Here is a 16,098-nt window from a genome sequence, read left to right on the forward strand (position 1 = left end):
TCTAACTTTGGTTCAGCTTTTATTCAATATCCTACAGCACATCGCATTTTTATGAAATTTTACCCTTATGGGGTCGATATAATTTTTAACAATAACTATTATTTATTTTTCATAGTCTGATCTGGTGCCATGCGACGCTTTGTTTCCAGCAACTATCCTGTGGCAAGAGGGGCGATCGCGATTGTCGCAACGTCCTGTCATGTTGTTGCATTCGTCATCTGCGCGGCGCGTGGCTTGACCTTTCCACATCAAAACCACAAATAGTATTAGCAAATTTGCTGTCCTTTAACGCTGTTGCTGGAAAAGGGGATGTGACGTTTCCGGATGACGGGTGAAAATCTGGAGCTATTTTGAAGGGGCCTTGTGACGCATGAATGATGTGCTGGTGGTATTGGGTATGCATCGCAGCGGGACAAGCTCTGTTTCCGGCGTTTTGACACGGTTGGGCGGGTCAGCACCGAAAAACATCATGGCTGCCGATGAGGGAAACCCGAGGGGTTATTATGAATCCACCAGCATGATGATCTTTAATGATGATCTGCTCTCATCCGGTGGCAGTCGCTGGGAGGATTGGAGGGCGTTCAATCCTGAATGGTATCAATCGCCTGTTTTTGCAGAATTTCATCGAAGAGCAAAAGATCTCGTTCTTGAGGAATTTGGCAATACGGGTCTTGCGATCCTCAAAGATCCAAGAATATGCCGGTTCTTTCCATTCTGGCGACATGTTTTAACTGATCTTGACATGACAACGCGTGTTGTTATTCCAGTAAGGTCACCTGTGGATGTGGCAAATTCTCTGAAAAAAATACATGGAATGCCGATAGCGCAAGGCTTGCTGCTGTGGCTGCGGCATGTCCTTGATGCGGAATATGAAACGCGTTCTCTAAAACGTTCCATTTTCAGCTGGAAAGAGTTTCGTAAAGATTGGAAAGCTACCGCTGATAAAATTTCCAAAGATATAAATTTGGTCTGGCCTAATTTTACTGACCGTTCCACGTTTGAGATAGAAAGATTTCTCTCATCGGACCTGGTGCATTTTGAGAATGAGATCGAGGGCGATACCTGGGCAGCCCGTGCTTATAAAGCTCTGATTGAGCTGGCACATAATCCCACGTCGAATTCCGCCATGAGAGACCTGGATGATATCCGATCAGCGCTCGACGAGGCTGGTCAGATGTTTGGCCCTCTTCTGATTGGCTATGAAGTGACGTTGGAAGACATACGCGCACGGCATAGCGAGCTGCAGAAAACGCAGCAAACAGATGCGAATGAACTCGAAGTGCTAAGATCACGCATTGGCGCGCTTGATGTCGAATTGGCGCAAGCCGCACAGCAGAGCGCGGACCTGCGCAATCAACTGGATGCGCTGCGGCTTGAGCATGACGGCCTGCAACAGAATTATGAAATTGCTGCTCGTGACGTCGCAGGTCAATCTGAGCGGCTGGCTCTGTTGCAGAACGAGTTGCAGGATGCTGAAGTGCGATATCGCGAACTGGAAAGTCAGATGACTGAGGTCCAAAGCGAGCGGCTTCATTGGCAGAAAGCGCATGAAGCATCTCTGACGGAGATTTCGGTTCAATCGGAACGAATCCAGAGAATTGAGTTTGCCTTGGCTGAGGCCGAGAACGAGAAGGTGATCATCACACATTCCCTCAATGCGATTCAGATGGAGTGTGATCAGCTTCGCCAAATTGAGATGGAACAGAAAACCGCATTGGAAGACGTGCACAGGCGTCATCAGGCCGATGAAGCCAGTCGTGCGGAAATGACTGCCTTGCTCAACCATGAGCGATTATTGAGGCAGCAACTGGAAGAGGCTCATCAGCATGTCATTGCCGATATGCGGCACCATATTGAAAAAAGTGCGGAGGAGGCTGCTTCAGCACAGCGCGATGAACTGGCCGCGTTGCATCGAGTTGCTCTTGTTAACATGGAAGCTGCTTATTACCAGGCTAGGAAAGAGGCTTTTCCAAGTGGATTGGGCAAGCTGATTTCGCCTAAAAGTCGCAAGAAGATGCTCGCAAAACGCATTCTCAAAAGTGGTCTTTTCGATGCGGATTTCTATTGTGAGCAATGTGCAGATGTTTCTCATGCTTGGAACGGAGGTGCATCTGAAAAGGCAGAAAAAGCGGCTCTTCACTATCTTGACGATGGCTATCGGATGAACCTGAACCCCAACAGATTGTTTGACAGCCATTGGTATCTGGATCGTTATGAGGATGTGAGAAGGGCAGGCATCAATCCGCTGCTGCATTACATGTTCCATGGCTGGCAGGAAGGACGCAATCCTGGGCCCAATTTTAATACGCAGTATTATTTAGATCAAAATGAAGATGTAAGAATAAAAGGTGTTAATCCGCTCGTTCACTATTTGAAATTCGGATATTTGGAAGGGCGTCTTGTTACGCCATAAAGAATCGGATTGAAAATCGGAATCGACTCGATGCTCTCAGTTTTTGTTGACCCATCGGACTTTTCCGAAAACCGGTTCCCGTTTTCGGCCGATGCTTTATTCGTTGCGACAGGCTGTAGAGAAATTCCAGCCAAAGTGTAACGCCGTTTTGTGTCTGAAATGACGTGAAAATTTGGTGGGCGCATTTCAGTGCAACACTGAACAGGCTTCACCGTGACACGTTTCATCTCTTTGCATTAACCTTAACAAAAGGTTTACGTTGCCTTGTTTTTATGACCTGTTAACCCTGTCGGTTAAGAAATGTACAGGGGACGGTTTGATGGCTGACCGTATAGGAGCGGTATGGCTCTTTTTTCAAAAGGCGGGGTTGGCTGCGATGGTAAGGGCGGGTTTTTCGTCGCGGCTGTTGTTATGCATGACGGCAGGCCTTGATTGCGTTCTTTCTCGCGGATGGTCTTGCAGCTTTCTCAAGGGAGGTCTGGCATGAAATATCTTTTGATTTTCTGGGCCGGGCCGATCCTGTTTCTGGGAGGCTGGTATTATTTGTCTTTGAATGACATCAGTTTCGGCTTTTTCATGCTGACACGCCGGACGCATGATCTTGTCTTCCAGATTTATGGAAAGGTGCTGGGCATTCCGCCTGCGGATATCCCGCCTCTGGTCATGCGGGCGATGTGTGTGGACAGTGTCCTTCTATTTTCCCTGTTGGCTTTTCGCAGGCGGGCGAAAATCCGGCAATGGTGGCGCCTCCGGCAGCTCAAGAGCGCTCAATCGTCGAAGCGTGACATCGCAGCAAGTGAGGAGAGCCTGTCCAGCGCGCCCTGAAGAATGAAACTGGCCGCTGCCGAATCGATTCGTTCGGCCCGTTTGGCCCGTGAAACATCCATTTCGAGAAGCGCCCGTTCCGCGGCCACGGTGGAAAGGCGTTCATCCCAGAAGACAAAGGGAATGTCGGTTTTCTCGGCCATGGAGCGGACAAAGGCGCGGGTGGCTTGCACGCGCGGCCCGGCGGAGCCGTCCATATTCATCGGCAGGCCGATAATGAAGGCGGCAATCTTTTCTTTTTCTGCAAAAGCCAGCAGGACTTCGGCATCTTTGGTAAATTTCACCCGCTTGATCACAGGCCGGGGTGTGGCAAAGCGACGACCGAGATCAGACATGGCAAGGCCGATGGTCTTCGTGCCAAGATCGAGGCCGGCAATCGCCTGTCCCGGTTGCAGCGCTTCGGCCAGTTCCTCGATGGTCAGTGTTGCCATGATTGTCATCCTGTTGTGAATTCAGTGTTCAATGCTTTAATTTGCCGGATTGTGCCATAGGTTTCATTTGGGATTCCGTTTTTAACCCCGCAGAGGATGATTTCATGAAACTCACCTGGTTTGGACACGCCGCTTTCCGTCTGGAAACAGCAAAGTCCACAATTCTGATTGATCCCTTTTTCTCCCACAGCCCGAGCTTTGCCGGTCAGGATGTGAAAGAGGCAGCCAAGGGCGTGACCCATATCCTGCTCACTCACGGTCATGGCGATCACGTTGGCGATACGGTATCGATTGCCAAGGAAACGGGCGCAACTGTGCTGGCCAATGCTGATCTTGCCGCCTGGCTCGGTTCCAAAGGCGTGGAAAAGATCGAAATGGGCAATACCGGCGGTACTGTTCATTTCGACGGCTTTACTGTCACCTTCACCAATGCGCTGCATTCCTCGGCCCAGATCACCGAGGATGGCGTTTCGCATGCGCTCGGTAATCCGAACGGGTTGATGCTGCATTTCGATGATGAGGCTTCGCTGCTGCATATGGGCGATACCGATATCTTCTCTGATATGGCTCTGATCAACGAATTGCATCAGCCGGAGATTGGTATCGTGCCGATCGGCGACCGTTTCACCATGGGCGGCGCTGTGGCGGCATTGGCCTGCCAGCGTTACTTCAACTTCAAGACGGTCATTCCCTGCCATTACGGCACGTTCGGTCTGCTTGACCAGACGCCGGAAAAATTCGTCAAGGGCATGGAAGGCACAAAGACCGTGGTAAAAACCCCGAAAGTGGGCGAAACCATCAAGGTTTGACCGCCGCCTTTCCTTCCCCGTTGTCTGAAAACGGGGAAGGCTCTCTCTTCTCTTGCAGTTGGTGTTGCACGTCTCCGTTTCGGCCTTTATAGCGGTCTGATCACTGATATGGAGAATGCCGATGTCTGTCGATCTTGCCACCGTCAAGCGTGTCGCCAAACTTGCCCGCATCGCTCTTCCCGAGGAAGAAGCGGAGCGCACGATGGCCGAGCTGAACGGGATTCTCGGGTTTGTCGAGCAATTGGCCGAGGTGGATGTCACCGGTATCGAACCGATGACCTCTGTTATGCCGATGGCCATGCGCAAGCGCCAGGATGCCGTGACCGACGGCAACAAGGCGGACGATATCGTTGCCAATGCGCCGCAGACCGACCGCAATTTCTTCCTCGTTCCCAAGGTTGTCGAATAAGCCCTTCGGCTTTCCATCCTGCCCGAATTGTTGACGCGGGCCACCGCGCATAGTTTAAAGCGAACAGACCCATGAGCGAACTGACCAGCCTGACCATTGCCGAAGCCCGTGAAAAGCTTGTGACCCGCGAGATCACGGCGAGCGAACTGACGGAGGCCTATCTTAAGGCAATCGAAGCGGCCAATGGCGCACTGAACACTTATGTTGCCGTGACGCCCGAGATTGCCCGCTCTATGGCCAAGGCTTCGGATGAGCGGCTTGCTACCGGCAAAGGCGGGCCGCTGGAAGGTATTCCGCTCGGGGTGAAGGATCTCTTTGCCACCCGCGACGTTCATACCCAGGCAGCTTCCCATATTCTCGAAGGGTTCAAGCCGAAATACGAATCGACCGTCACCCAGAACCTCTGGAACGACGGTGCAGTCATGCTCGGCAAGCTGAACATGGATGAATTCGCCATGGGTTCGTCCAATGAAAATTCCGCCTATGGCCCGGTGGTCAATCCGTGGCGGGCCAAGGGTTCGGATGAAAAGCTGGTGCCGGGTGGCTCTTCTGGCGGTTCGGCCGCCGCTGTTGCCGCCCATCTCTGCGCCGGTGCCACAGCAACCGACACCGGCGGCTCGATCCGCCAGCCCGCAGCCTTTACGGGCACGGTCGGCATCAAGCCCACCTATGGCCGCTGCTCGCGCTTCGGTATTGTCGCTTATGCTTCCTCACTCGATCAGGCCGGGCCGATTGCCCGCGATGTGCGCGATGCCGCCATTCTGTTGAAGTCGATGGCCTCCATCGATGAGAAGGATACGACCTCTGTCGATCTGCTGGCGCCGAATTATGAGGATGCCATCGGCCAGTCGGTCAAGGGCATGAAGATCGGCATTCCGAAGGAATATCGCATCGACGGCATGCCGGAAGAGATTGAGGCGCTGTGGCGTCAGGGCATGCAGTGGCTGAAGGATGCGGGTGCCGAGATCGTCGATATTTCGCTGCCGCATACCAAATATGCGCTGCCGGCCTATTATATCGTCGCGCCGGCGGAAGCCTCCTCCAACCTTGCCCGTTATGACGGCGTACGTTACGGCCTGCGGGTCGATGGCAAGGACATTGCCGACATGTATGAGAAGACCCGCGCGAGCGGCTTCGGCAAGGAAGTGCAGCGACGTATTCTCGTCGGCACCTATGTCCTGTCGGCTGGCTATTACGATGCCTATTACCTGAAGGCGCAGAAGGTGCGCACGCTGATCAAGCGCGATTTTGAAGAGGTTTTCGCCGCTGGTGTCGATGCGATCCTGACGCCGATCACCCCGTCTTCCGCCTTTGCCATCGGTGATAAGGAGATGGCCGCCGATCCGGTGAAAATGTATATGAACGACATTTTCACCATCACGCTCAACATGGCCGGTCTGCCGGGCATTGCCGTGCCCGCAGGCATGGACAATAAGGGTCTGCCGCTTGGTCTGCAATTGATCGGCAAGCCGTTTGAAGAAGAAACCCTGTTCAAGACTGCCCATGTCATCGAGCAAGCTGCCGGAAAATTCACCGCGCCCAAGTGGTGGTGAACCCTTCATTTTAAGAGAGATGCGGCAGGCCGATCTTGAGCGGATCGGTCTTGTCGGCTGGGAAAGCTGGCGCTCCACCGGACCGCTTGATCGCAGCATGGCCGATCCGGCTGTGGCGCAAAGAGTCCGTGATGCTTTTTTGTCCTTTCCCTTTTGCCAGGCACGCGATGTCGTGATCGCCGAGGTTGATGGTGTGATGGCAGGCTGGGGGGCGAGGAAAACCAGCCCTGAGCTGATTTCCGATATCTGGGTTTTACCGGACTTTCAGCGCCGCGGCATTGGCCGGGCGCTCGTGACGTCGTTTTGCGACAGAATGCGCGGCGAAGGGCTGCGCCAGGCGCTGATCTCCACCCACCAGAACAATTTTGCCGCTCAGGCGCTTTACCGGCACTGCGGCTTTGAAACCGTCTGGCGCGGCATGGAGCGGGACGCGGCCATAGAGCTGGATATCGCCAAGGTCCGCCTGCGCCGGTTTCTCTTATGAAGAGCGTAATTTTACCGTTTATAAACGTTTTCAGCCTCTGGCGAAAACGCAAAGCTGGTGTTCTATTGAGCGTCTGAGGGTTTTGACTGCGGGGAGCTTCATGGCGACGATTCGCACTGCCCATGCTGAAGATGCGCAAAGGCTGGCCGATATCGGCTTTCGCGCCTGGGAAAAGGCGATGATACCGGTGGGAGAAACTATCTCCATGGCCGACAATGCCCGGCGCGCTTTCCGCAACTTCACCCAATCGAGCGCGCTGTCGATTACAGTGATCGAACATCTTGGTCAGCCGGTCGGTTGGGCGGCGCGGGAAAATCTGGATGACAGGATTTCCGATTTCTGGATCGATCCGGACTATCAGGGCAGGGGCTATAGCAGGGCTCTGCTGGCGGCGATTGAAAAGGATATCATCGGACAGGGCTATGAGATGGCCCAGCTTGAGACCCATGCCCGCAACCGGCAGGCCATCGGCTTTTTCGAGCATCATGGTTATCGGGTTCACTGGTTGTCGGTGGTCTATAACCCGAAATTCGACCGCGATATCGAAACGGTCGGCATGAGCAAGCGTCTGGTCGAAGACACCGCACTGACCTATGGGCGGGGCGGTGCGTTTGAGTGATGATATGCTCTCTTACTGCATAATTCCTTAAATCGGAATCGATTTAAGGAATTATGCAGCAAATTTAAAGTGCTACAGCGACCTTTGTGCGCCACATATGGCGCACGGCGCTGTAAAGCATGTCCGGACGGAAAACCGCTACGCACTTTTCCTGAGAATTCTCTAACCCATTGTTTTTTTTGCGCANCATATGGCGCACGGCGCTGTAAAGCATGTCCGGACGGAAAACCGCTACGCACTTTTCCTGAGAATTCTCTAACCCATTGTTTTTTTTGCGCATTTCCGCACGGAAAACCGTTTTACACTTTTCCTGAAAAATGCTTTAGGTGAGTCGTGAGGTCAGGCAGCTTGCCGGGATCACATAGGCGTTGAAGGTCTGCTTGCGATAATTGCCGCTTTGCGGATGCAGCCGGGAGACAGGATCGACCACGGCGCCATTGCAAGTGAGCGTCTGACGCTCGGTGATATAGAGAACCGGCTCGATATCGGTGACCGCCGTTAACGGATATTCCTGCTCATAATAGTTTTTCGGAAAGCCGCCATTGGTTGCCGCACGCAGGGTGAAGGGGCCGTTGCGCAGCGTATAGAAGAGATCCGCCAGAATATCGCGGTCATCCGCAACGATGATATGAGTACCGCTTCTTGCGGCGATATCGGCAATGGTGCGGCTCATCTCCGATCGTCCGAGATAGCGGTGCAGAATGGCGGTGCCATTCGGCAGGGTCACCTTGTCGGCATAGACCGCCATGACCGGAAAGGCGAGGGAGGCAATGCCGTTGATGACCAGCGAAACCAGAAGCGCCTTTGGGGCGTTGCGCGCCAGAAAATAGACCGCCAGGATCGTTCCTGCCGCATAGGCCGTCGCGGCCCAGTTGGCATAGGCACGCGACATCAGCGCCTGAAAGACGATCACGAGAATGATCGGCCAGGAAAGAAGGAAAAGATGTTTTTCCGTGGTGTCGGTTCTGCCGCGAACCAGACGGTAGAAAACGATGAGAAGGGCGGCAAAAAGAACCGGGCCGATGACGCCAAACTGGCTGGCGAGAAATTCACCGGCCTTGCCGATATGGAAATTCAGCCCGTGCCAGTCGGCATTTTCTGACGTGTGTTTCAGCGTCGCGTCGCCATGGGTGGCGTTCCACCAGATATTCGGCAGGATGACGAGAATGGCACTGAAGGCGGCCAGAACGGTGTCTCGCAGCGCAATCCGGGTTTTCGGCAGAAAAATCGCCGACAGGATGGTGATCCCGGCAAAATAGAGCATGGCATATTTCGACAGCGTGCCAAGCCCGATGGCGATGCCCATCAGCAGGGCAAAGCCTGCTGATTTGCGCTCGATCAGATGGGCGTAGCATAACAATGCCAGCGCCAGAAACGGGAAGAGAATGGTGTCCGTCGACATGAAGACGGAAGACAGTGCAACGCCGGGCAAGGTGGCAAAGCTCAGCCCCACCCATGGGCCGTATTTTTCCGAGTTGGTCAGCCGGTTGGCGGCGGGAATAAGGATCAACGCCGTTGCCATGTGAAACAGCGGGCTTGCGACGCGCACCCAGAAAATACTCTCAGATGCGCCGATCAGGGTTGTCAGATGGATGACCCAGGCAATCATCGGCGGCTTGGAATAATAGCCGAAATCCAGATGCTGCGACCACAGCCAGTATTGCGCCTCATCGACGAAAAGATCAGTGCCCCCATAGGTCAGCAGCACGATCCGGTAGAGGGTCAGCGCCAGAATGAGCGCAATGGCAAGCCGTGGCGTCAGTCGCATGGGGTCCGCCTCAGGATTTCACTTCGGTCGGAATCTCGGCTTTTTGCCCCTGATAGAGCAGCATGAGATTGCGGCCATAGACGACAATACCAAGCGCCTGTCCGAGGATGATGATCGGGTCGTGGCGATGGATGCCATAGGCCAGAAGCATGATGCTGCCGACAATGGAAATCCACCAGAAGGCGGTGGGGATGACTGAGCGCTTTTCCTTTTCCGACACCAGCCACTGGATGATGAAGCGCAAGGAAAAGATCAGCTGGGCGACAAGACCGAGCACGACCCAGATCAGGTCGGCGGTGTTGTTGATTTTGAAATAGGCGAGAAGCTCGTTCATTTCGCTTGTCCGATGGCTTGCGGGCGCACGCGCTTGCGGCGTTTGATCAGCCAGATAACGCCGATCAGGTCATATATGCCGACCAGCGCCCGCTGAAGATTGTTGTAATTGGATGAGCCGGCATGGCGATGGCGGTGGCTGACATCGACATGGGCGACCTGCCAGCCATAGGCGGAAAACAGGGCAGGAAGATAGCGATGCATGTGATTGAAGAAGGGCAGTTCCAGAAACACGTCGCGGCGGAAGGCTTTCAGCCCGCAGCCGGTATCGCGCGTCTTGTCATTGAGCAGGCTCTGGCGGATGGCATTGGCGAGTTTGGAGGCGATTTTCTTCGACCACGTATCCTGCCGCTTGGCCCGCTGGCCTGCCACAAGAGCAAGCGTGGCAGGGGCATTGGCCGCAAGCAGCGGCGCGACAAGCCGCGGAATCTCGGCCGGCGGGTTTTGCCCGTCGCCATCCATGGTGCAGATGACGGCGCCGCGTGCGGCCTGCACGCCGGAATGCACCGCCGCCGACTGGCCGCCGGAGGAGGGATGATGCAGAATGCGCAGCCACGGCTTGACAGCGGCGGCCTGTTTCAGCCGCTCCAGCGTCGTGTCGGTCGAGCCGTCGTCGATGAAAATCGCCTCGAAGATGTCGCCCTCACAGGCGGCTTCGATTTCCGAAATCATCAGGTCAATATTGTCGGCCTCGTTCTTCATCGGCACGACGACGCTAAAGCGCGGCACGGTATGTGTGGTCATTGCGGTTTCCAGAGACTTGCAAGTTGCGCCCCATTAGCCTTTTTTTTCGCCCCCGTCACGCTGTCTGCGGCGAAAGACCCCTGCTTTGCCGGGAAAACTTTGCGGCATAACCACTTTTTTGTGCCGCAAGAGGCTGTATGCACGTTAAAGCTGCGTCATCGCCAGTGGTCAACGGTCTTGTCCGTCTTGCGCCGGAGGGCCATTTGCTCTAACCGGAAAGCCAATGTTTTGTTGCAAGAAGAGCCTGTCATGACCCTTGTCGATACACGCACGCCCGACCCGAAACGCCTGATCCCCGGCGCCACCGGCGACTGGGAAGTCATCATCGGCATGGAAGTTCATGCCCAGGTGCTGAGCCAGTCCAAGCTGTTTTCCGGCGCGTCCACCGTGTTTGGCAATGCGCCGAATTCCAACGTGTCGCTGGTGGATGCCGCCATGCCGGGCATGTTGCCTGTGATCAACGAGGAATGTGTCAAGCAGGCGGTGCGCACCGGCCTTGGCCTGAAGGCGAAGATCAACAACCGCTCGATTTTCGACCGCAAGAACTATTTCTATCCCGACCTGCCGCAGGGCTACCAGATTTCCCAGTTCAAGGACCCGATCGTCGGCGAGGGCAAGATCATCATATCGCTCGGGCCGGATCGTCAGGGCAATTTCGAGGATATCGAAATCGGCATCGAGCGGCTGCATCTTGAGCAGGATGCGGGCAAATCGATGCATGACCAGCACCCGACCATGTCCTATGTCGATCTCAACCGCTCTGGCGTGGCGCTGATGGAAATCGTTTCCAAGCCGGATATGCGTTCGTCCGATGAAGCCAAGGCCTATATGACCAAGCTGCGCTCCATCGTCCGCTATCTTGGCACCTGCGACGGCAATATGGATGAAGGCTCGATGCGCGCCGATGTCAACGTCTCCGTGCGCCGTCCGGGCGAGGCTTTCGGTACGCGTTGCGAGATCAAGAATGTCAACTCCATCCGCTTCATCGGTCAGGCGATCGAGTTTGAAGCGCGTCGGCAGATTGCCATTCTGGAAGACGGCGGCGTGATCGATCAGGAAACCCGGCTGTTCGACCCGGGCAAGGGCGAAACCCGCTCCATGCGCTCCAAGGAGGATGCGCATGACTATCGCTATTTCCCCGATCCCGATCTTCTGCCGCTCGAATTCGACGATGCCTTCGTGCAGGCACTGAAAAAGGATTTGCCGGAACTGCCGGATGACAAGAAGGCGCGTTTCGTCGCCGAGATGGGTCTTTCGGTCTATGACGCATCGGTTCTGGTGTCGGAAAAGGCGATTGCCGATTATTTCGAGGCGGTTGCCGCCGGTCGTGACGGCAAGGCTGCGGCCAACTGGGTGATCAACGATCTGCTTGGCGCGCTGAACAAGGCTGGCAAGAGCATTGAGGAAACACCGGTCTCGCCAGCGCAGCTTGGCGGCATTATCGATCTGATCAAGGATGGCACGATTTCCGGCAAGATCGCCAAGGACCTGTTCGAGATCGTCTGGACCGAGGGTGGCGATCCGGCCAAGCTCGTCGAAGAGCGCGGCATGAAGCAGGTGACGGATACCGGCGCCATCGAAAAGGCTGTGGACGACATCATTGCAGCCAACCCCAATCAGGTGGCCAAGGTCAAGGCCAAGCCGACACTGGCTGGCTGGTTCGTCGGTCAGGTGATGAAGGCCACCGGCGGCAAGGCCAATCCGCAGGCCGTACAGGAGCTGGTCAAGGCCAAGCTCGGTATCGAGGAAGAATAAGCGTGTTTTTCATTCGTACCGCCACGGAAGGTGATCTGCAGAAGGTGCAGGTGCTGCTGCGCGAGACATGGCATGCCACCTATGATCCGATCTATGGCGTGGCGAAAGTCGAAGAACTGATAGGTCAATGGCATTCTCTTCCTGCGTTGAAAGAGCGGCTTGGTCGTCCGAATGGTGAATTTCTGGTGGCCGATGACGGTCGCCGGATCGGCGGCATGGCTTTCGCCGCGATGACGCCGAAAATGGCGAAAACCGCCATGCTGCATCAGCTTTACGTTCACCCCTCCCTGCAACGGCAGGGCATTGGCCGCGACCTGTTTGCCGAGCTTGAAACCTGCTTTCCCGATGCGGAGGTGATGCGGCTGGAGGTCGATCCGAAAAATGCGGCCGCCATTGCTTTTTATAGGGCGCATGGCTTTGTCGAAGTGGATCGAATCGGCCATTGCGGCGGCGAGGACAATAGCATTCCAGTGATCGTCATGGAAAAGCCGTTGGCGGGGATGTGAGATGCAGCAGGCAGGGCTGATCATTCGCGAAGCGGAAGAGCGGGACGTCCCGGCCATCGTCGCGCTCTTTGCGGCAGATGAGATCGGCGGTCACGGCGACACCACCGATCTTGACATTTTACCCAGCTATCTCAATGCCTTCCAAAGGATTGTCGAGTCGTCCTGTCAGACGCTTTACGTTGCGGAACAGGCTGGTGCTGTGGTCGGCACCTTCGAGACGATGATCACCACGACGATGACAGGCCGTGGCGGCTCATCGATGATCATCGAAGCGGTGCAGACAAGGGCCGATTGCCGAGGACAGGGGATTGGGGCGGCGATGATCCGTTTCTGTCTGGACAAGGCCAAGGCCGAGGGTATGCGGCAGGTGCAATTGACTTCGAATGCCGTCAGGCTCGATGCCCATCGGTTTTATGAGCGGTTGGGCTTTGTCAAAAGTCATTTCGGCTTCAAGTACAAGCTGAAATCCCCTTGAGAGGGCCTTCCTCCTCTGGACAAGCGGGGGGGAAGGCGTCATAAGCGACATGATGAAAGAAAGCCGCCGATTGCGTGAGGCGGAGCCGAGGATTTGATATGAAGCAGCTTCTGGTGCAGATCTTCACCTGGTGGAACGGCCAAACGATTGGCACACGGTTTTTCACCTGGCGACATGGCAAGCGCGTCGGTGAAGACGAGTTGGGTAATGTCTATTACGAAGGCACCATGACAAGTTTTGGCCTGCCGCGGCGATGGGTCGTGTATAAGGGCTATGCCGAAGCTTCCGCCATTCCGCCCGGCTGGCACGGCTGGATGCATTATCGTACCGATGTGCCGCCGAGCAAGGAAAACTATCAGCCCCGCGTTTGGCAGAAGCCGCATCACGCCAACCTGACGGGAACGGCGGAAGCCTATCGCCCGCAGGGTTCGATTGCAGCCAAGGGCGAGCGTCCGCGCGTCACCGGCGATTACGACGCCTGGACACCGGGCGCCTGAGCTGTCTGCTTTTGGCCATGATGTCTTGCAAGATAGCTCATGGCTTTTCGCCGCCTATGGTGAAATAGGATAGAATTGAAAGCCGGGCCATCGTGGATCTCCGGCTTTTTTAATGAACAGGTCCTGCGGCATAGGGGCTTCAATCAGAATCGATTAGAAGAATTATGCAGCGGATTTAGTGCGTTACAGCGTGCTTTTTGTGTTTTATAAAACGCCTGGCGCTGTGAGGCACAAAACAGGTCTGGCCTCATTCAGGGCCAGTGAAAATTTTATCGAAACAGGATTGAGTGCCGGAATGAGCGTTTCAGGAGCGGTTGCAAAAAGAGGCATGGTCGTGCTGATGGCAACGGTGCTGTTTGTCCCTGGCGCTATGGCGCAGACGCTCGTTCCGCCCGTTCAATCAGCACCGCTGGCTCCGCCCGTGCAATCGACACCACCGGCACAGTCAACGCCATCCGTGCAGACAACGCCGGCGCGTCCCGCTCCGACGCGGATTTCCAACCCGGTTGCCGTGTTTTCCGGTCTCGACAAGATCACCGGAAAGATTACCGAATTCGATGCCTACATCAATGAAACCGTGCAGTTCGGTTCGTTGCAGGTGACGCCGCGCGTTTGCTATTCCAGTGATGACAGCGAGGCCCAGCATGTCGATGGTTTTGTTCAGGTGGATGAAATTACCCTCGACCGCCGCATAAGGCAGATTTTCTCAGGCTGGATGTTTGCCGATAGCCCGGCACTCAATGCTGTCGAACACCCGATTTATGACGTGTGGTTGAAGGACTGCAAGCAAAAGTCCGATGTGCCGAAGCCGGTCAAGGATTGAACCGGCTCAGTTGAGCAGGTATTTCAAAAAAACCTTCAAGCCGCTGTCGCCGCGCCGCACCGTCAGGCGTGGGATGAGCAGTCTGTCATCCTTTGCGCTCGCATTGGCCTTGTGTGTGGTTGTGGCATTGGTATAGCCGGCCTCTTCTACGAGTTTGCGGATCGTGGCATTGACGCCGCCATGCGGGTAGCAGAAGGCATCGACAGGCTGGCCACAGACGCTTTCAATCTCCTGCCTGCATCCGGCAATCTCAAGTCTTGCCGCGTCTTCGGAAAGTTCGGTCAAGCGGGGGTGATTGCAGGTGTGAGCGCCGATTTCCTGGCCGCGTGCCTGCCAGTCCAGAAGCTCGTCCCGGTTCATGCAGGGAGCTGAGGGAATGCCTTTATGGGCATCCCAGAGATTGGAGCCGCCGATCTGGCGTGAGACGATATAATTCGTTGAGGTGAATCCGAGGGTTTCAAGAACGGGCAGGGCATTGTCATAGACATTGCGAAAGCCATCATCAAAGGTGATGCCGAAGACCTTGCCTTGCTTTTGACCGTCAAGATACGGCATGAGATCGCGCATCGACAGGCCCTGATAGCCGAGCCGCTTGAAAAAGCGCATCTGGGCGCTGAAGTCACGGGTCGAAACTGTGAGACTGCGAGATGGAGTGCCGCGTGGCGGCGGCATCCCGATCTGATGATACATGAGAATAGCAATGGAGCGTTGCATCAGCTATCGGCCTTTGCAGGCTCGGACAGGTTGACGGAGGCGATCGGTGCTTTGCGTTCGCGCCGATAATTGCGGCTGCGCATGGCGATCAGCAACCGATAGGCTGGTCTCATGATTTCATGATAGATCTTGGACGCCAGCGTGCGGCGTCTGACAATGGTTGACCCGCCAAGGCTGTAGGACAGTTCACGAATAGCACCGGGAACGATGGAGGTCGGATTGACGCCGGTAATCCATGGCATTTGCATCAGAACGTCAACGGGGCGATCGAAACGGGATGTCGCATCCAGCAATTTCCGTGCGGCCTCATGGCTGACAAGCTGGGTCACCATGCCCAGGCCAAGCCTATTCGGAGAGATCATGCGCGTTTGTCCTGCCCAGGCAATGACGGGGCCCTCCTCGCGGCCATCACGAAAGGGGAACCGGATAAAGCCATCTTCCTGCACCCGCAGTAAGCCAAGGGAAAGGCTGGAACAGAAATCCGAGGTTGGGCCTGCATCATCTTCCATGATGAGCGCTGCATCCAAATTGAGATCAATAATCGTCTGCCACGCGCGACGATGGGACAACATGCAGGCGATCTCATTGCGGGTCAGAGAGAAAGGGTAAAGAGGGCTATGGAGTCGGCGTTTGTAAAAGGCACGTATCTCCGTATCACTCAGGCTTTGCCCGTCCACCGCCGCAATGATTTGCCCAGGCATGGGAAGCGATGCCAAGAGCGCGTTGACATGATCGCGCCGTTTTTCGGCACGTTCCAGATGAATGATCAACGCCTGGACGTTCATGCAGATCGAATCCATTCCCATTCATAAAGCGCTTCAAAAGCCTGAGACTAAGATCCAGACTCCTCCTGGTCAGTTTCTAAGGCGATTCGCGAATGTTTCCTTGATATATTTGTTTTCATCAACTTAACGCTGATGACGCCTGTAGAATTTAATGG

At 55.2% G+C, this 16,098-nt stretch carries 18 protein-coding genes; 12 read left to right on the forward strand and 6 right to left on the reverse strand.

Translation table 11 applies throughout. The features are described from left to right. The first annotated feature begins 370 nt into the window (after positions 1–370). Positions 371–2,413: a hypothetical protein gene (locus tag NAC44_RS18395; protein WP_250943019.1), complete on the forward strand. Its 2,043-nt coding sequence runs from the start codon at positions 371–373 to the stop codon at positions 2,411–2,413. 483 nt (positions 2,414–2,896) lie between these two features. Further along, positions 2,897–3,238 (forward strand): DUF6105 family protein, encoded by a 342-nt coding sequence (locus NAC44_RS18400; protein ID WP_250943020.1) that lies wholly within the window; start codon positions 2,897–2,899, stop codon positions 3,236–3,238. Here the strand turns inward: NAC44_RS18400 and ruvX are convergent. Next, positions 3,181–3,669, reverse strand: a complete 489-nt coding sequence (gene ruvX / locus NAC44_RS18405) for a Holliday junction resolvase RuvX (protein WP_250943021.1) — start codon at positions 3,667–3,669, stop codon at positions 3,181–3,183. The genes NAC44_RS18400 and ruvX overlap by 58 nt on opposite strands. Positions 3,670–3,773: 104 nt before the next feature. Between ruvX and NAC44_RS18410 the strand changes: the two genes are divergently transcribed. The 5 genes from NAC44_RS18410 to NAC44_RS18430 all read left to right on the forward strand — a co-directional run bounded on the left by NAC44_RS18410 (position 3,774) and on the right by NAC44_RS18430 (position 7,543). Beyond that, positions 3,774–4,478, forward strand: a complete 705-nt coding sequence (locus NAC44_RS18410; protein WP_250943022.1) for a metal-dependent hydrolase — start codon at positions 3,774–3,776, stop codon at positions 4,476–4,478. Positions 4,479–4,599: 121 nt separating this feature from the next. Beyond that, positions 4,600–4,887 (forward strand): Asp-tRNA(Asn)/Glu-tRNA(Gln) amidotransferase subunit GatC, encoded by a 288-nt coding sequence (gene gatC, locus NAC44_RS18415; protein ID WP_250943023.1) that lies wholly within the window; start codon positions 4,600–4,602, stop codon positions 4,885–4,887. Positions 4,888–4,958: 71 nt separating this feature from the next. Then, positions 4,959–6,440, forward strand: a complete 1,482-nt coding sequence (gene gatA, locus NAC44_RS18420) for an Asp-tRNA(Asn)/Glu-tRNA(Gln) amidotransferase subunit GatA (RefSeq protein WP_250943024.1) — start codon at positions 4,959–4,961, stop codon at positions 6,438–6,440. Further along, positions 6,391–6,924, forward strand: a complete 534-nt coding sequence (locus NAC44_RS18425; RefSeq protein ID WP_250943025.1) for a GNAT family N-acetyltransferase — start codon at positions 6,391–6,393, stop codon at positions 6,922–6,924. The genes gatA and NAC44_RS18425 overlap by 50 nt, the downstream gene beginning before the upstream one ends. A 100-nt stretch (positions 6,925–7,024) precedes the next feature. After that, positions 7,025–7,543 (forward strand): GNAT family N-acetyltransferase, encoded by a 519-nt coding sequence (locus NAC44_RS18430; RefSeq protein WP_250943026.1) that lies wholly within the window; start codon positions 7,025–7,027, stop codon positions 7,541–7,543. Between the two features lie 322 nt (positions 7,544–7,865). Here the strand turns inward: NAC44_RS18430 and NAC44_RS18435 are convergent, their stop codons facing one another. The 3 genes from NAC44_RS18435 to NAC44_RS18445 are packed head-to-tail and all read right to left on the reverse strand — an operon-like array spanning position 7,866 to position 10,388. Beyond that, a complete protein-coding gene (locus tag NAC44_RS18435; protein WP_250943027.1) occupies positions 7,866–9,311 on the reverse strand; it encodes an ArnT family glycosyltransferase in 1,446 nt (481 codons plus the stop codon). A 10-nt stretch (positions 9,312–9,321) separates the two neighbouring features. Next, positions 9,322–9,645 carry a lipid-A-disaccharide synthase N-terminal domain-containing protein gene (locus NAC44_RS18440; RefSeq protein ID WP_250943028.1) on the reverse strand — a complete coding sequence of 108 codons (324 nt, stop codon included), beginning with the start codon at positions 9,643–9,645 and terminating at the stop codon, positions 9,322–9,324. Continuing rightward, positions 9,642–10,388, reverse strand: a complete 747-nt coding sequence (locus NAC44_RS18445) for a glycosyltransferase family 2 protein (RefSeq protein ID WP_250943029.1) — start codon at positions 10,386–10,388, stop codon at positions 9,642–9,644. Before NAC44_RS18445 ends, NAC44_RS18440 begins: the two co-directional genes overlap by 4 nt. 249 nt (positions 10,389–10,637) lie before the next feature. On the opposite strand from NAC44_RS18445, the gene gatB reads away from it, so the two are divergent. From gatB to NAC44_RS18470, 5 genes are all read left to right on the forward strand, one after another. Next, on the forward strand, positions 10,638–12,143 hold the full coding sequence (gene gatB, locus NAC44_RS18450; RefSeq protein WP_250943030.1) for an Asp-tRNA(Asn)/Glu-tRNA(Gln) amidotransferase subunit GatB: 1,506 nt from the start codon (positions 10,638–10,640) through the stop codon (positions 12,141–12,143). Positions 12,144–12,145: 2 nt separating this feature from the next. Beyond that, a complete protein-coding gene (locus NAC44_RS18455) occupies positions 12,146–12,649 on the forward strand; it encodes a GNAT family N-acetyltransferase (RefSeq protein ID WP_250943031.1) in 504 nt (167 codons plus the stop codon). A 1-nt stretch (position 12,650) separates the two neighbouring features. Then, positions 12,651–13,124 (forward strand): GNAT family N-acetyltransferase, encoded by a 474-nt coding sequence (locus NAC44_RS18460; protein ID WP_250943032.1) that lies wholly within the window; start codon positions 12,651–12,653, stop codon positions 13,122–13,124. Between the two features lie 98 nt (positions 13,125–13,222). Then, positions 13,223–13,621, forward strand: a complete 399-nt coding sequence (locus tag NAC44_RS18465; RefSeq protein ID WP_250943033.1) for an NADH:ubiquinone oxidoreductase subunit NDUFA12 — start codon at positions 13,223–13,225, stop codon at positions 13,619–13,621. Between the two features lie 295 nt (positions 13,622–13,916). After that, a complete protein-coding gene (locus NAC44_RS18470; protein ID WP_250943034.1) occupies positions 13,917–14,444 on the forward strand; it encodes a DUF2155 domain-containing protein in 528 nt (175 codons plus the stop codon). Positions 14,445–14,450: 6 nt separating this feature from the next. On the opposite strand, the gene NAC44_RS18475 is transcribed toward NAC44_RS18470, so the two are convergent. Further along, positions 14,451–15,158 (reverse strand): polysaccharide deacetylase family protein, encoded by a 708-nt coding sequence (locus tag NAC44_RS18475; RefSeq protein ID WP_250943035.1) that lies wholly within the window; start codon positions 15,156–15,158, stop codon positions 14,451–14,453. Beyond that, positions 15,158–15,964 carry a glycosyltransferase family 25 protein gene (locus tag NAC44_RS18480; RefSeq protein WP_338022102.1) on the reverse strand — a complete coding sequence of 269 codons (807 nt, stop codon included), beginning with the start codon at positions 15,962–15,964 and terminating at the stop codon, positions 15,158–15,160. The genes NAC44_RS18475 and NAC44_RS18480 overlap by 1 nt, the downstream gene beginning before the upstream one ends. Positions 15,965–16,098 lie beyond the last annotated feature (134 nt).

The sequence above is a fragment of the Allorhizobium sonneratiae genome, from assembly GCF_023700755.1.
Lineage (GTDB): Bacteria > Pseudomonadota > Alphaproteobacteria > Rhizobiales > Rhizobiaceae > Allorhizobium > Allorhizobium sonneratiae.

Bases quoted from the DNA above. Each gene is read 5' to 3' on its own strand.
- NAC44_RS18460 (WP_250943032.1), top strand. From the start codon at position 12,651: ATGCAGCAGGCAGGGCTGATCATTCGCGAAGCGGAAGAGCGGGACGTC.
- NAC44_RS18430 (WP_250943026.1), top strand. From the start codon at position 7,025: ATGGCGACGATTCGCACTGCCCATGCTGAAGATGCGCAAAGGCTGGCC.
- NAC44_RS18480 (WP_338022102.1), bottom strand. From the start codon at position 15,964: ATGGGAATGGATTCGATCTGCATGAACGTCCAGGCGTTGATCATTCAT.
- NAC44_RS18400 (WP_250943020.1), top strand. From the start codon at position 2,897: ATGAAATATCTTTTGATTTTCTGGGCCGGGCCGATCCTGTTTCTGGGA.
- NAC44_RS18445 (WP_250943029.1), bottom strand. From the start codon at position 10,388: ATGACCACACATACCGTGCCGCGCTTTAGCGTCGTCGTGCCGATGAAG.
- NAC44_RS18465 (WP_250943033.1), top strand. From the start codon at position 13,223: ATGAAGCAGCTTCTGGTGCAGATCTTCACCTGGTGGAACGGCCAAACG.
- NAC44_RS18475 (WP_250943035.1), bottom strand. From the start codon at position 15,158: ATGCAACGCTCCATTGCTATTCTCATGTATCATCAGATCGGGATGCCG.
- ruvX (WP_250943021.1), bottom strand. From the start codon at position 3,669: ATGGCAACACTGACCATCGAGGAACTGGCCGAAGCGCTGCAACCGGGA.
- gatC (WP_250943023.1), top strand. From the start codon at position 4,600: ATGTCTGTCGATCTTGCCACCGTCAAGCGTGTCGCCAAACTTGCCCGC.
- NAC44_RS18410 (WP_250943022.1), top strand. From the start codon at position 3,774: ATGAAACTCACCTGGTTTGGACACGCCGCTTTCCGTCTGGAAACAGCA.
- NAC44_RS18395 (WP_250943019.1), top strand. From the start codon at position 371: ATGAATGATGTGCTGGTGGTATTGGGTATGCATCGCAGCGGGACAAGC.
- NAC44_RS18435 (WP_250943027.1), bottom strand. From the start codon at position 9,311: ATGCGACTGACGCCACGGCTTGCCATTGCGCTCATTCTGGCGCTGACC.
- NAC44_RS18470 (WP_250943034.1), top strand. From the start codon at position 13,917: ATGAGCGTTTCAGGAGCGGTTGCAAAAAGAGGCATGGTCGTGCTGATG.
- NAC44_RS18425 (WP_250943025.1), top strand. From the start codon at position 6,391: ATGTCATCGAGCAAGCTGCCGGAAAATTCACCGCGCCCAAGTGGTGGT.
- gatB (WP_250943030.1), top strand. From the start codon at position 10,638: ATGACCCTTGTCGATACACGCACGCCCGACCCGAAACGCCTGATCCCC.
- NAC44_RS18440 (WP_250943028.1), bottom strand. From the start codon at position 9,645: ATGAACGAGCTTCTCGCCTATTTCAAAATCAACAACACCGCCGACCTG.
- gatA (WP_250943024.1), top strand. From the start codon at position 4,959: ATGAGCGAACTGACCAGCCTGACCATTGCCGAAGCCCGTGAAAAGCTT.